General features: G+C 43.8%; 17 protein-coding genes. All 17 read left to right on the top strand.

Going from position 1 to position 12537, the window contains the following annotated elements; translation table 11 throughout:
• Nucleotides 1-26: 26 nt before the first annotated feature.
• The 17 genes from K3G25_RS11965 (at nucleotide 27) to hpf (ending at nucleotide 12393) form a co-directional block, all read left to right on the top strand.
• Complete coding sequence (locus K3G25_RS11965; RefSeq protein ID WP_029972824.1) at nucleotides 27-1412, top strand: ATP-dependent helicase ComFA; 1386 nt, start codon at nucleotides 27-29, stop codon at nucleotides 1410-1412.
• 57 nt (nucleotides 1413-1469) lie between these two features.
• Nucleotides 1470-1754, top strand: a complete 285-nt coding sequence (locus K3G25_RS11960; RefSeq protein ID WP_003151389.1) for a late competence protein ComFB — start codon at nucleotides 1470-1472, stop codon at nucleotides 1752-1754.
• A gap of 5 nt (nucleotides 1755-1759) precedes the next feature.
• Nucleotides 1760-2449: a ComF family protein gene (locus tag K3G25_RS11955; protein ID WP_199449054.1), complete on the top strand. Its 690-nt coding sequence runs from the start codon at nucleotides 1760-1762 to the stop codon at nucleotides 2447-2449.
• A 73-nt stretch (nucleotides 2450-2522) separates the two neighbouring features.
• Entirely contained in the window at nucleotides 2523-2942 is a 420-nt protein-coding gene (locus K3G25_RS11950) for a TIGR03826 family flagellar region protein (RefSeq protein ID WP_014419009.1), read from the top strand.
• Nucleotides 2943-3011: 69 nt separating this feature from the next.
• Nucleotides 3012-3278, top strand: coding sequence for a flagellar biosynthesis anti-sigma factor FlgM (flgM, locus tag K3G25_RS11945; protein ID WP_003151393.1), 267 nt, complete (start codon nucleotides 3012-3014; stop codon nucleotides 3276-3278).
• A gap of 14 nt (nucleotides 3279-3292) precedes the next feature.
• Entirely contained in the window at nucleotides 3293-3775 is a 483-nt protein-coding gene (locus K3G25_RS11940; protein ID WP_003151394.1) for a flagellar protein FlgN, read from the top strand.
• Nucleotides 3776-3790: 15 nt separating this feature from the next.
• Nucleotides 3791-5308, top strand: coding sequence for a flagellar hook-associated protein FlgK (gene flgK / locus K3G25_RS11935; protein ID WP_014419008.1), 1518 nt, complete (start codon nucleotides 3791-3793; stop codon nucleotides 5306-5308).
• Between the two features lie 11 nt (nucleotides 5309-5319).
• On the top strand, nucleotides 5320-6237 hold the full coding sequence (flgL, locus tag K3G25_RS11930; protein ID WP_007407477.1) for a flagellar hook-associated protein FlgL: 918 nt from the start codon (nucleotides 5320-5322) through the stop codon (nucleotides 6235-6237).
• 90 nt (nucleotides 6238-6327) lie between these two features.
• Nucleotides 6328-6897, top strand: a complete 570-nt coding sequence (locus tag K3G25_RS11925) for a DUF6470 family protein (RefSeq protein WP_003151397.1) — start codon at nucleotides 6328-6330, stop codon at nucleotides 6895-6897.
• A 29-nt stretch (nucleotides 6898-6926) separates the two neighbouring features.
• Nucleotides 6927-7358 carry a flagellar assembly protein FliW gene (gene fliW, locus K3G25_RS11920; RefSeq protein WP_021494095.1) on the top strand — a complete coding sequence of 144 codons (432 nt, stop codon included), beginning with the start codon at nucleotides 6927-6929 and terminating at the stop codon, nucleotides 7356-7358.
• Complete coding sequence (csrA, locus tag K3G25_RS11915) at nucleotides 7352-7576, top strand: carbon storage regulator CsrA (RefSeq protein ID WP_003151402.1); 225 nt, start codon at nucleotides 7352-7354, stop codon at nucleotides 7574-7576. The genes fliW and csrA overlap by 7 nt, the downstream gene beginning before the upstream one ends.
• Nucleotides 7577-7719: 143 nt before the next feature.
• Nucleotides 7720-8709, top strand: coding sequence for a flagellin N-terminal helical domain-containing protein (locus K3G25_RS11910; protein ID WP_021494094.1), 990 nt, complete (start codon nucleotides 7720-7722; stop codon nucleotides 8707-8709).
• Nucleotides 8710-8959: 250 nt separating this feature from the next.
• Entirely contained in the window at nucleotides 8960-10480 is a 1521-nt protein-coding gene (locus tag K3G25_RS11905; RefSeq protein ID WP_182072045.1) for a flagellar hook-associated protein 2, read from the top strand.
• Nucleotides 10481-10499: 19 nt separating this feature from the next.
• Nucleotides 10500-10901, top strand: a complete 402-nt coding sequence (gene fliS / locus K3G25_RS11900; protein ID WP_003151407.1) for a flagellar export chaperone FliS — start codon at nucleotides 10500-10502, stop codon at nucleotides 10899-10901.
• On the top strand, nucleotides 10901-11245 hold the full coding sequence (gene fliT / locus K3G25_RS11895; RefSeq protein ID WP_014419003.1) for a flagella biosynthesis regulatory protein FliT: 345 nt from the start codon (nucleotides 10901-10903) through the stop codon (nucleotides 11243-11245). Before fliS ends, fliT begins: the two co-directional genes overlap by 1 nt.
• A 9-nt stretch (nucleotides 11246-11254) precedes the next feature.
• Nucleotides 11255-11632, top strand: a complete 378-nt coding sequence (locus K3G25_RS11890) for a DUF8042 domain-containing protein (RefSeq protein ID WP_014419002.1) — start codon at nucleotides 11255-11257, stop codon at nucleotides 11630-11632.
• A gap of 194 nt (nucleotides 11633-11826) precedes the next feature.
• A complete protein-coding gene (gene hpf, locus K3G25_RS11885; RefSeq protein WP_003151413.1) occupies nucleotides 11827-12393 on the top strand; it encodes a ribosome hibernation-promoting factor, HPF/YfiA family in 567 nt (188 codons plus the stop codon).
• The last annotated feature ends 144 nt before the right edge of the window (nucleotides 12394-12537 follow it).

The raw sequence follows: 12537 nt of genomic DNA, 5'->3' as shown, positions 1-12537 counted from the left end.
ACTTTGAGCAGAAAGGAGGCAGGGAGATGTCCGAAGGTGATTCAGAATTTTCAGAGGTGCGGGATTTCTTTTACGGCCGGCGTTTATTGAGATCTGAGATACCGTTTTCAGACCAGCGCATCAAGCGTTTAACAGAAAAAGAATATATAACGGCCGAGCCGTCAATCATCCGCCGGAAAAACCGTTACGTCTGCCAACGATGCGGTCAGTCTGATCAAGCCAGCTTTGCGGCATTTTGGGCGCCCTCTGCCAAAAGGCAGATTACCTATTGCCGTGCCTGTGTCATGATGGGAAGGGCTGATGAACTGACATCATTATATTCTTGGAATCAAGCCCCTGAAAACAGCTGGGAGCCTGTAAAGCTTTCTTGGGAAGGAACACTGACAGACGGACAGAAGCGGGCGGCCGCCGCGCTTACAGATGCGATAAAAGAGAGACAAGAGCTTTTAGTATGGGCGGTTTGCGGATCGGGGAAAACAGAGATGCTGTTTCCGGGTATCGAGTTTGCGCTGAATCACGGTTTGCGCGTTTGTGTCGCAACTCCGCGTACAGATGTCGTACTTGAACTGCTGCCGAGACTGAATAAAGCATTTGAGAAAGTCGAAGTTTCTGCTTTGTACGGCGGCAGCGAGGACAAAGGCCGCTTGACTCCGCTGATGATTTCAACCGCTCACCAGCTGATGCGCTACCGAGACATTTTTGATGTCATGATAATAGATGAAGTAGATGCGTTTCCTTTTTCAGCCGATGAGACATTAAGATTCGCTGTTGATAAAGCGAGGAAGAAAAACAGCGCCCTTGTTTATGTAACGGCGACTCCTTCAGACACATTAAAAAAGAAGGCTGAAGCCGGTTTGCTGAAAAGCGTCCGCATACCGGCCAGATATCATCGGAAACCCCTCCCGGAGCCGCGTTTTTTGTGGTGCGGCAATTGGAAGAAGAAGCTTCAGAAAGGAAAACTGCCGCGCTCTGTAACGGATTGGGTCCGCCAAAAACTTCAATTACAGCTGCCGGTTTTCTTATTCGTCCCGTCTGTACACGTATTGAAAAAGACAACGGATTATTTTCGGAAATTAAACATACGGGCAGAAGGCGTACATGCGGAAGACACATTCAGAAAGGATAAAGTGAAACGATTCAGAGACGGCCGGCTTGACCTGCTGGTAACGACTACGATTTTAGAAAGAGGGGTTACCGTGCCCAAAGTTCAGACATGTGTCCTCGGCGCAGAAGCACCTATCTTTACTGAGAGCGCGCTCGTACAGATCGCGGGCAGAACGGGAAGGCATTATAAACATTTCAGCGGTGATGTCGTCATGTTTCATTTCGGAATTACAAACGGAATGAAAAAAGCAAAAAAACATATAGAACATATGAACAAATTGGCACAAAAAAGTAAATTGTTGGACTAGTTAATTTCAGAAAACGTGATACAGTATACTCATACTTTCCTATGAGGAGCTGTCAGCATGCTTGTCAATTCTAAAGAAATCATATTAAAGGAACTTCTCGACCGCCATATGCCTAAGCTTCATATGAAATGCACATGCCGGGTATGCAAAAATGATGTACTGGCACTTTCACTAAACCGGGCTGAACCGGCATATGTTACAGATAAAAAGAAAGTTGCTTATGCAAAAGCAGAGATAGTTGATAAACAGAAAAATACGGCGCTGCTTGTCATTCTGGCTGAATCAGCGGCGATTGTTTCGGTTAATCCAAGCGAGTTCTGTGAAACTCGGGAAGGAGCGTAATATCTCTGAATTGTTTATTGTGTGACTCACCAATTTCAAGTTCATTGACTTGGAGATCTCTGTTTTCTCTGGCGCCCGAGCAAGAGGTATGCAGCGCATGCAGCAGCCAATTCGAAAAAATTGAAGGCCCCGTATGCAGTATATGCGGGAGGCCTCGGGAGTCAAATGAAAAATGCGCTGATTGTGCGGCCCGGGAATCAAAAACGGAAAAGCGCTTTTTGCTGCGGCAAAACCGTTCGGTATATTTGTATAATGATGCGATGAAGGACTCATTGGCCCGGTTTAAATTCAGGGGTGATGCGAAAATCATTCAAGCATTTGAACGTGACTTTGCTGCCGGCTTTAAAGCGGCATATCCATCAAATACACATACTCTCATCCCTATTCCGCTGAGCGGCGAACGGCTGGCGGAACGCGGATTCAATCAATCCGAGCTGCTGGCCTCTCTGCTCGGAATGCCCGTCATTTTCCCCCTCATCCGACTGAACAATGAAAAACAATCCAAAAAGAGCAAAACAGAAAGGCTGTCCGCAGAAAAAAAGTTTTCAGCAGCCGAAAACTCCGCCGAAGGTATGAACGTCATCTTAATAGATGATATTTATACGACGGGCGCCACACTTCACCAAGCCGCCGAAGTCCTGCTGACAGCGGGTAAAGCGTCATCGGTCTCCTCTTTTACTTTAATCAGAAGCTAAATCATTCTTTTTTTCTGCCGATATAATTGATAGAAATATAAGGCAGATTAAAGAAGGAATAGGAGTTAATACGATGGGTGAATTGGCGAATTGTCCAAAATGCAATGCTTTATTTTTTAAAACGAACCTGCAGACCGTGTGCCAGGCATGTATTAAAGAAGAAGAAAAAGCATTTGAAACCGTCTATAAATTTTTGAGAAAGCAGATCAACAGACAGTCGACGATGCAGCAGATCACTGAGGAAACAGGTGTGGATGAAGAGCTGATCCTCAAGTTTATCAAACAAAAAAGGATTCAGATCAGCCAGCTTCCGAATTTGGCATATCCTTGCGAAAGGTGCGGAAATCCAATCAGGACGGGGAAATTTTGCAAGTCCTGTCAGACAGATATTGAGTCGCAATTAGACCATATGAACCAAAAAACAGCCGCTGAATTCGATGAAAAAAACAGTACAAAAGACACATACTATGCCTATAATACCAAAAACACCTGATTCCCTAAACTAACTGATAACGCAGTCGATAAAAGAATTAGACTGCGAACAGAAAGCGAGAGGAATCCTATGAAAATCAATCAGTACGGAACACAATCCGTTAATCCATACCAAAAAAATTACGAAAAGCAAGCCGTACAAAAAGAGGCTGCAAAGCCGAAGGACAAAGTGGAAATTTCTTCTCATGCAAAAGAGCTTCAAAATGCGTCAGATGCGGTCACTAAAACACGTCAGGAAAAAATCGCTCAGCTTAAAGCGGATATAGAGAGCGGAACATATAAAATAGATTCAAACAGCATCGCTGAAAACATAGTGAATTTCTATAAAAAGCAATAAAAAGGAGAAAGCCAATGTCAGCAAAGCCAATTATTGATCAACTGAAGCGACTTTGCGCACTGCATGAACATCTGCTCACGCTGTCTGAGGAGAAAACGGAAGCGCTGAAAGCAGGTAAAACAAAAGAGCTCTCCAACATATTGACCAAAGAGCAAAAGTATATTCAGGCAATCGGACAGACTGAGGAAGAACGAATCAGGTTAACTTCTCAGTTTCTCAGCCGCGGTGAGGACAATACAATTGCTGCATGCATCTCCAGAACTTCAGGCAGTGAAAAACAGGAGCTTGAAGGGTTATTTCACTCTTTGTCTGCGCTTCTTGACCGTCTGAAAGAAGTGAATGAGATGAACAAACAGCTCACGATTCAGGCTTTACAATTCATCTCCGGGGCATTCGATATGATCATGCCGGGTGAAAAAGAGAATATGAATTATAAAGAGCCGCAAGCGGCGCGCAAGCCTGTCAGCCGTTTGACATTATTCGATTCAAAAGCTTAGAACGGAGGATTTTCAATGCCATCGACTTTTATGGGGCTCGAAACAGCAAGGCGTGCATTGAGTGCGCAGCAGACTGCATTAAGCACAGTTTCAAATAACGTTGCAAATGCAAATACAGAAGGATATACGAGGCAGCGCGTCACATTACAATCGACGAGCCCTTATCCCGCAGTATCAAAAAACAGTGATCTGACGGCCGGCCAAATCGGAACAGGAGTAAAAGCCGGTTCAGTTGAGCGCGTCAGAGACAGTTTTTTAGACTATCAGTACAGAACTGAAAATACAAAATTAGGGTACTATACTGCCCGTTCCAATTCATTGTCGCAAATGGAAGGCGTCATGAAAGAGCTTGACGATAACGGATTAAACGGATCGCTCAGTTCGTTTTGGAATGCCCTTCAGGATCTGGCGACGAATCCGGAAAATACGGGAGCGCGCTCAGTTTTGCAGGAGCAGGGGAAATCTCTTGCCGAAAGTTTTAACTATATATCTACCTCTTTGACTAACATTCAGGGTGATATTAAAAAGAACCTGGATAACACAGCGGATCAGGTCAATTCCATTCTCAATCAGCTGAATGACCTTAACAATCAAATAGCGGCAGTTGAGCCGAGCGGTATGCTCCCTAATGATTTGTATGACCAAAGAGACAGATTAATTGATCAATTATCTTCTATGGCAAATATAAAAGTTTCATATAATAAGTCGGGCGGACATGCCTTGGCGACTGCTGAGGGCACGGTTAACGTCGAATTGCTGAACGGAAACAACAATTCTCTCGGTACGCTGCTCGACGGTAACACAAAAACAGTTTCAGAAATGAAAATCAACTACGACAAGGACAGCGGCCTCGTGTCGAGTGTGTCAGTCGGCAGCAGTACGGTCAATGCGGATGCATTTACCGGTAAAGGCTCACTTTTAGGTCTTATTGAATCATACGGCTATATGTCAAATGGAGAAGAAAAAGGTCTTTATCCTGAAATGCTGACGGCTCTTGACAATATGGCGCTATCCTTTGCTGACGCGTTTAATGCAGTTCATGAAAAAGGGAAGACCTATACAGGCGAACAGGGTGCAGCATTTTTTGATTTCAGCGGTGATGAAGCGGTGCCGGCAAAAGGTGCGGCAGCGAAAATAAAAGTCAGTGACAAAATTCTTGCGTCTACTGATAATATCGCAGCGTCGTTAAACGGAGAAAAAAGTGACGGCACCAACGCGACAAATCTTGCAGCCGTACAGAACAGCAAGCTGACTATTAACGGTGAAACCACTACAATTAATGACTTTTATGAATCCCTTATCGGAAAGCTGGGCGTTAATTCACAAAAAGCGGCCAATCTTATGAACAACTCTGAAAGCAACACCCTTTCAGCCGATGAACGGAGACAATCAGTCAGTGCAGTGTCTTTAGATGAAGAAATGACAAATATGATTCAGTTTCAGCACGCTTATAATGCGGCTGCGCGGATTATAACGATGCAGGATGAAATATTCGATAAAATTATTAACGGTATGGGCACCGGAGGAAGATAGGAGATAAGTAAATGAGAGTAACTCAAGGGATGATCGCAAAAAATTCTCTTCGATTTATCGGCTCAAGTTATGACAAGCTCGATCGGCTTCAGCAGCAAGTATCTACAGGGAAAAAAATCACGAAAGCTTCTGATGATCCGGTCGTTGCAATGAAGGGAATGCAGTACCGTACTCAGCTTGCGCAGGTAAACCAGTATCAGCGGAATGTTTCGCAAGGTTTTACATGGCTGGAAAACTCGGAATCAAGCGTAAACTCGGAAACGGATATTATGGGGAAAATCCGGGACTTGATGGTTCAGGCGAAAAGTGATTCGAACGGTGAAACAGAATTGAAAGCAATCGGTACAGAAATCGGCCAGCTGAAAAAGCAGCTCGTTTCTGTCGCGAATACTCAGGTAAACGGACGTTATCTGTTTAACGGAACAAATTCAGACGTCCCGCCGATCACTGAAAATGCCGACGGCACATATACGTACAACTATGAGAATTATACCGGTGCTTCGGATGTTAACATCAACATCTCAAACGGAGCAGTGCTTAAAGTGAATTCTGATCCAAACTCAGCTTTCGGAGGCGTCGCACAAAATGGAGATAATGTATTTGAATTTCTCAACTCCTTAGAAGCTTCTTTAAGCAAAGGCACGCTGTCCGAAGCAGATTCAGATCAAATTCTGTCAGATATTGACGGTTTTACCGATAAAATGAATGCTGAAAAATCCAATATCGGTGCACGCACAAACCGATTGGAACTCATTCAGACAAGATTGGAATCACAAGCGGCAACCGCTGAAAAAGTATTGTCCGATAATGAAGATGTAGAAATGGAAGATGTAATTGTTGATTATTTATCTCAACAGACGGTTCATAGAGCAGCGCTGTCAGTGAATGCGAATATCATTCAGCCGTCACTGATTGACTTTCTGAAATAATAGAACTGACCGTCTTCAATATATAAAAAAGCGACTCACACTAGGGAGATCGCTTTTTTTACTAAAATACTATAAACAGGAGGGGTCTCTGTGCAGATGCCGAGATTGATTATTGACAGTGTGCCTGCTAAAATCGGTATAACCTTTCAAAAGGAAGAAATCGAGATGGAACAGCCGCCCGCTGACCTGGAAATTGAGCAGCCGCCGGCAGAGCTGAACATTGAAAGCACGCCGGCCAAACTGACGATTGACCAGACGAGGGCGTGGGAGAACTTGAATCTCAAATCATTTGAAAAGCTGAACGCTGAAGCCGCCCAGAAAGGTGCGGAAGCCTGCAGCGAGTTTATTGCCAAAACAGTCAGGGAAGGGAAGGAAATGGCGGCTATCGAAAAGAAAACGGGCAATGTGATGGCCCGGCAGGCAGCAGATGTCAGTCCGCCCGATCCATTCGGCGAATTCAGCGACTTTCTGCCTGCGCAGTTTCTCGTCGACATTGACTGCATTCCTTCAAAGCTTACGATTGATATTGAAGCCCGCAAACCTTCAATTGAAGCAGCCGTCAATAAACCTGTATGGAATTATACGCCGGGGAAAGTTCAGATTGATATGATGCAAGACCCTAAGGTGACGATTTCGGTTGACGATGGCAACGCAGAATAAAAGATGAAAGTGGTAAAGGATTGTGAAGCATGATAATTAAAACAAAATATCACGGAGAAATCAGAATAGACGAAGGGCAGATTATCTCATTTGAAAACGGCCTGCCGGGATTTAATGACGAGACTCAATTTGTTGTTCTTCCTTTGTCGGAAGATTCACCGTTTTTGGCGCTGCAGTCTGTGAAACAGGATCATATCGCCTTTATAGTCGCCAGTCCGTTTATTTTCTTTAAAGGGTACGAATTTGACATTGACCAAGCGACGCTTGAGCTTTTGCATATTGAAGATATAGAGGACGTCGAAGTGATGGCGATTTTAACGTTGGAAGAGCCTTTTGAAAACACGACCGCCAATTTAAAAGCGCCGATTATCGTCAATAAAAAGGAAATGAAGGCGAAACAAATCATTTTACATGATGCTTCCTATGAAACAAAACATCTGATAGGAGGAGGATCATGCTAGTTCTCTCAAGAAAAGTGAATGAGTCCATTCAGATCGGGCCGGATATTGAAATAAAGGTGATCGCCATCGAAGGAGAACAAGTGAAGCTGGGAATTGAAGCGCCTCAGCACGTAGATATTCACCGGAAAGAAATCTACTTGTCGATCCTGGAAGAGAACAACAGAGCCGTATCTTTTAATACCGATTTATTACTTAACTTATCCTCACAAAAAAAGTGAGGATTTTTTTATTTTCAATATAAACAATAGAAGCGGCCATCCGATATATATAGTGTAGCCAATGAGAGGAAAAATTTTCTTCAGAATGACGCTGCGCAAATGCACAAGGACGTGCGAAAAACAATTCAGGGAGGAAATACAAAATGAGAATCAACCACAATATCGCGGCTCTTAACACAAGCCGTCAGCTGAATGCAGGTTCAAACTCTGCTGCAAAAAACATGGAAAAATTATCTTCAGGTCTTCGGATCAACCGCGCTGGTGATGACGCTGCGGGTCTTGCGATCTCTGAAAAAATGCGTTCTCAAATCCGCGGTTTAGACATGGCGTCTAAAAACGCTCAAGACGGAATCTCTCTTATCCAAACATCTGAGGGTGCATTGAACGAAACTCACAGCATTCTTCAGCGTATGAGCGAGCTTGCTACACAAGCGGCAAACGATACAAACACAGATTCTGACCGTTCTGAGCTTCAAAAAGAGATGGACCAATTATCATCTGAAGTAACAAGAATCTCTACTGACACTGAGTTCAACACGAAGAAACTTCTTGACGGAACTGCAAAAGATCTTACGTTCCAAATCGGAGCTAACGAAGGTCAAACCATGACTTTGTCTATCAATAAAATGGACTCTGAAAGCCTGAATGTTGGTACGACTTATACAGCTCAAGCTGATGGAACACTTAAATCAGGTGATACAACTATTGCTTGGGCAGACGCAGAAGAAACAGACGGTAAAGTTACAAAAGAAGCCGGTTATTATGATGATAAAGGTGCTCTAGTAGGAAGTGAAAAACTAGAAGAAGGCGAAAAGTTATCTAAAGGTATCGACATCTCTTCTTCAGCTAAAGCTGCGTCTTCAGCTCTTACAACAATCAAAACAGCTATCGACACAGTATCTAGCGAGCGCGCTAAACTTGGTGCGGTTCAAAACCGTTTAGAGCACACAATCAACAACCTTGGTACTTCTTCTGAGAACCTGACTTCTGCTGAATCACGTATCCGTGACGTAGACATGGCTTCTGAGATGATGGAGTACACGAAAAACAACATCCTTACTCAGGCTTCTCAAGCTATGCTTGCGCAAGCTAACCAACAGCCTCAGCAAGTTCTTCAATTGCTGAAAGGTTAATGACGGAAAGATCCTGGTTCTCCAGGGTCTTTTTTTTATTTCTTCAGCTATCTCCCCCTTCAGCAAGCCAAAGAACCCTATTGACAAAATGAAACATTATATTTTGCAGTTACATTATTGAAAACCTTTTAATATGACCGATATAAGAATAAGATCATACATTTATGGAGCTGTGATATGATAAACAGTCGGAAACTCACTGTTGTCATAGAGCCGTCTGCGACTAAACGCCGAAAAGGAGAGGGTACATATGGTCACAAGAATCACAGGCCTTAATTCCGGTCTTGATGTAGATTCTCTGGTGAAAAAAATGATGGATGCCGAAAAGCAGCCGCTTAATAAATTAAATCAGCAAAAACAGACGCTTGAATGGAAGCGCGATGCTTATCGGGAAATGAATACCCAGATTGCCGACATGTATTCTACTACATTTAATAATATGCTGATGTCCACAAACTGGAATAAAAAAACAGTAACAAGTTCGGATTCCAGTGTCAGCGCGGCGGCCGTCAGTGCTGAGCAGAATATTTCAACGAGTATGTCTGTACAGCAGCTGGCCACGCCGACGACATATAAATCATCGGGCGCCATCAATTTCACTTCAGGTCAGAGCCAAACATTGAAATTCAATGTCACAAATCCGGGTGAAACGAAGCCGACTGAGGTAAACGTCACGATCGCCGCAACCGATACGATTGACGATGTCATTTCTAAACTGAACAGCTCAGGCCTTGGGGTGACGGCTTTAAAAGAGAAAATTTCCAACGGCACGGATTACGTGGATACGATCGCGTTCACTTCCAATAAAACGGGGGAAGGGTTTACCCTTTCAGCAGGTGATGACGCAACCAAAAGCTTTCTGAAAGATCAGCTCGGTTTTGCCGTTGATGATGCGACAAATGAACTGACGGCCAATGCCGAAGGGAAAAACGCGAAGTTTACGTTCAACGGGCTTGAAATGACAAAAACGTCCAATAACTTTACGATCAACGGCATCAAATACACGCTGAACAGCGTGACGGACAGCAATAAAACGGTTACGATTAACAGCACGACTGATACGGACGGGATTTTTGACAACATTAAAGATTTCGTTGATAAATACAATACGTTAATTAAAAGCGCAAACGCGAAGGTGACAGAATCAAAATACCGCGATTATAAGCCGCTAACCGATGAACAAAGAGAAGCGATGACCGATAAGCAGATTGAGCAGTGGGAGGCAAAAGCCAAAAGCGGTTTATTACGGAGCGACAGCACGCTGCAGAACGGTTTGGCGGAGATGCGGCTTGATCTGTACTCAACGGTTACGATTGACGGGAAAAAATATCAGCTTGCCGATTTCGGAATTGAGACGTCTGATAGTTATACGGATCAAGGAAAACTTGTCATTAAAGACGAAGCGAAACTGAAACAGAAAATTACCGAGAATCCTGTTCTCGTGGCTAAACTGTTTAATGCAGACAGCCCTGATACAGCGAAAACCAAAAACCCGGAGGAACAGGGGATTGCCCGGAGATTAAAAGACACATTAAACAAAATGCAGACTCAAATTTCAAAACAGGCGGGTACGGAAAGCTCGGTATCAACCAGCTTTGCCATCGGAAAAAGCCTGAATGAAATAGAAACAAATATTTCCAATATGAAAACGAAGCTGGATGATATCGAAACGAGATATTATAAAAAGTTCAGCGCACTGGATACGGCATTGGAGAAATTGAACAGCCAATCTTCATATCTCACGTCAATGTTAGGATCTTCAACATCATAACCTTGGAGGTTTTATAAAAATGGCAATAAATAATCCTTTTGCTGCTTATCAGCAGACATCCGTCTTTACAGCCGCTCCGGAAGAGCTGACCCTTATGCTTTATAACGGCTGCCTGCGATTCATTAAGCTGGCAAGGCAGGCGATGAAGCAAAACAACCTTGAAGCCAAAAATGAAAATATCGTAAAGGCGCAAAACATCATTCAAGAGCTCAGCATCACGTTAAACCGGGAGATTGAGATTTCTGAACAGATGTCATCCATTTATGATTACATCCGCCGCCGGCTGATCGACGCGAACGTGCAGAATAACGGAGAGTTTTTAGATGAAGCGGAAAAACTCGTTACTGAATTTCGCGACACGTGGAAGCAGGCCATGCAGAGTGAACGGAAAAACAGCCATGGCGCGGGCGGCCTTGCCTGATGAACAGCAATGTCTTTGCTTTGTATAACGAAACGAAGAACATGTACGCCGCGCTGAAGGACGCCCCGGAAAGCGACAGTCTTATCAGCAGCGTTACGGCATTTACGGAGAAAAGGGAGGAGATGCTTGCGGGCATAAAGCCGCCTTTTTCCGAAGAAGAAAAAACGCTGCTTCAGCAGGTGGCCGCGATGGACCGCCTGATTACCGGCGAAGTGAAGCGGATTCAGGATGGTATCCGAAATGAAATAAAAACGCTTAAGAAAAAACGAATCTACCATAATACGTATTTCAATCCGTATCATCAAACGACAAGTGACGGCCGTTATTACGACAAACGCAAATAGGTGAGTGTTTTGAGAAGTTTGAACGATTACCATTTGGTGTCAGCCTATTACCAGCTTCTTTTTACGATTGATGAGGGGCTTTGCTACCTGTTGGACACGCAGGATGATTTTTTTAAGACGGAGGGCGAGCGGATTTACAACGATTTGATTCAGGCTTTTTTTCATCTCGATTCCTCTCATGCGCTTCTGCTGTCTATCATTGAGTGCCGATGCGTGGAGACGGCGATCCGCTCTTTTGACGAGATCTTTCAGGATTTCAGCATGTTAAATGATTATGATTTCCCGTCCGCCCCTTTTCAGGAGTTTTTAAAAACCATCTTTCTGCCGCATTATAAGCTATGGATGGAGCAGACGCACGCCTGCATCAAACCGTATGTTCTTCACTAGACCTGCTGCAAGCGGCAGGTCTTTTGCCTGCGTCTTCTGCATATACTTATAATCCTGCCGGAAGCTGCCGGATAATACCGACACCATTCGTCATCGTTCACCGAATTTACACATTATTTTAACGTTTCAGCAGGGATCAGAAGGGGTAAAAGAGAAATAGTTACATATCCTTAGATAAAGGGAGGCGTTCTTTGATGAACTACAATATCAGAGGAGAAAACATTGAGGTTACACCTGCGTTAAAGGATCATGTGGAGAGAAAAATCGGCAAGCTGGAGCGATATTTCGAGCAGAGCGTCAATGCCGATGTGAACGTCAACTTAAAATTCTATAATGATAAGGAATCCAAAGTTGAAGTCACCATTCCGATGACTGATCTGGCGCTTCGTTCCGAAGTGCATAACGAGGATATGTACAATGCAATTGATCTCGCAACAAACAAGCTGGAACGTCAAATCCGAAAGCACAAAACAAAAGTCAACCGAAAATTCCGCGAGCAGGGTCTTCCGAAACATTATTTCGAAAACGGCAGCGCTGCTGATACGGGCGTAGCGGTTCAGGACGAAATTGAAGATGACAGCCCGGAAATTGTCCGTCAAAAGCGTTTTAATTTAAAACCGATGGATAATGAAGAAGCGATTCTCCAAATGAATATGCTCGGACATAATTTCTTCGTATTCACCAACGCGGAGACGAATCTCACAAATGTCGTTTACCGCAGAAATGACGGCAAATACGGATTAATTGAACCGACTGAATAAACCCACCCAGCCTTCCGTGAACGCGCGGAAGGTTTTTCTCTATCTTTATCTGCAAATTCTTTGGAAATAGCAAAAGGTATGTTATGATAATGAGAGGTATACATGGACAGAAAATTATCATTTATTCCATGCAAAATCTGCATG

Origin of the sequence: Bacillus sp. FCW2 (assembly GCF_021228595.1) — a bacterium.
GTDB lineage: Bacteria > Bacillota > Bacilli > Bacillales > Bacillaceae > Bacillus > Bacillus velezensis.
The sequence above is the reverse complement of the archived record's forward strand: the minus strand, read 5'-3'. Positions and strand labels throughout refer to the sequence as shown.

What these genes read in the sequence shown, in the direction of transcription:
- fliT (WP_014419003.1), top strand. Translation starts at nt 10,901, where the DNA reads ATGAACAGCAATGTCTTTGCTTTGTATAACGAAACGAAGAACATGTAC.
- K3G25_RS11965 (WP_029972824.1), top strand. Translation starts at nt 27, where the DNA reads ATGTCCGAAGGTGATTCAGAATTTTCAGAGGTGCGGGATTTCTTTTAC.
- K3G25_RS11960 (WP_003151389.1), top strand. Translation starts at nt 1,470, where the DNA reads ATGCTTGTCAATTCTAAAGAAATCATATTAAAGGAACTTCTCGACCGC.
- K3G25_RS11940 (WP_003151394.1), top strand. Translation starts at nt 3,293, where the DNA reads ATGTCAGCAAAGCCAATTATTGATCAACTGAAGCGACTTTGCGCACTG.
- flgM (WP_003151393.1), top strand. Translation starts at nt 3,012, where the DNA reads ATGAAAATCAATCAGTACGGAACACAATCCGTTAATCCATACCAAAAA.
- fliW (WP_021494095.1), top strand. Translation starts at nt 6,927, where the DNA reads ATGATAATTAAAACAAAATATCACGGAGAAATCAGAATAGACGAAGGG.
- K3G25_RS11905 (WP_182072045.1), top strand. Translation starts at nt 8,960, where the DNA reads ATGGTCACAAGAATCACAGGCCTTAATTCCGGTCTTGATGTAGATTCT.
- flgL (WP_007407477.1), top strand. Translation starts at nt 5,320, where the DNA reads ATGAGAGTAACTCAAGGGATGATCGCAAAAAATTCTCTTCGATTTATC.
- hpf (WP_003151413.1), top strand. Translation starts at nt 11,827, where the DNA reads ATGAACTACAATATCAGAGGAGAAAACATTGAGGTTACACCTGCGTTA.
- flgK (WP_014419008.1), top strand. Translation starts at nt 3,791, where the DNA reads ATGCCATCGACTTTTATGGGGCTCGAAACAGCAAGGCGTGCATTGAGT.
- K3G25_RS11950 (WP_014419009.1), top strand. Translation starts at nt 2,523, where the DNA reads ATGGGTGAATTGGCGAATTGTCCAAAATGCAATGCTTTATTTTTTAAA.
- fliS (WP_003151407.1), top strand. Translation starts at nt 10,500, where the DNA reads ATGGCAATAAATAATCCTTTTGCTGCTTATCAGCAGACATCCGTCTTT.
- K3G25_RS11910 (WP_021494094.1), top strand. Translation starts at nt 7,720, where the DNA reads ATGAGAATCAACCACAATATCGCGGCTCTTAACACAAGCCGTCAGCTG.
- csrA (WP_003151402.1), top strand. Translation starts at nt 7,352, where the DNA reads ATGCTAGTTCTCTCAAGAAAAGTGAATGAGTCCATTCAGATCGGGCCG.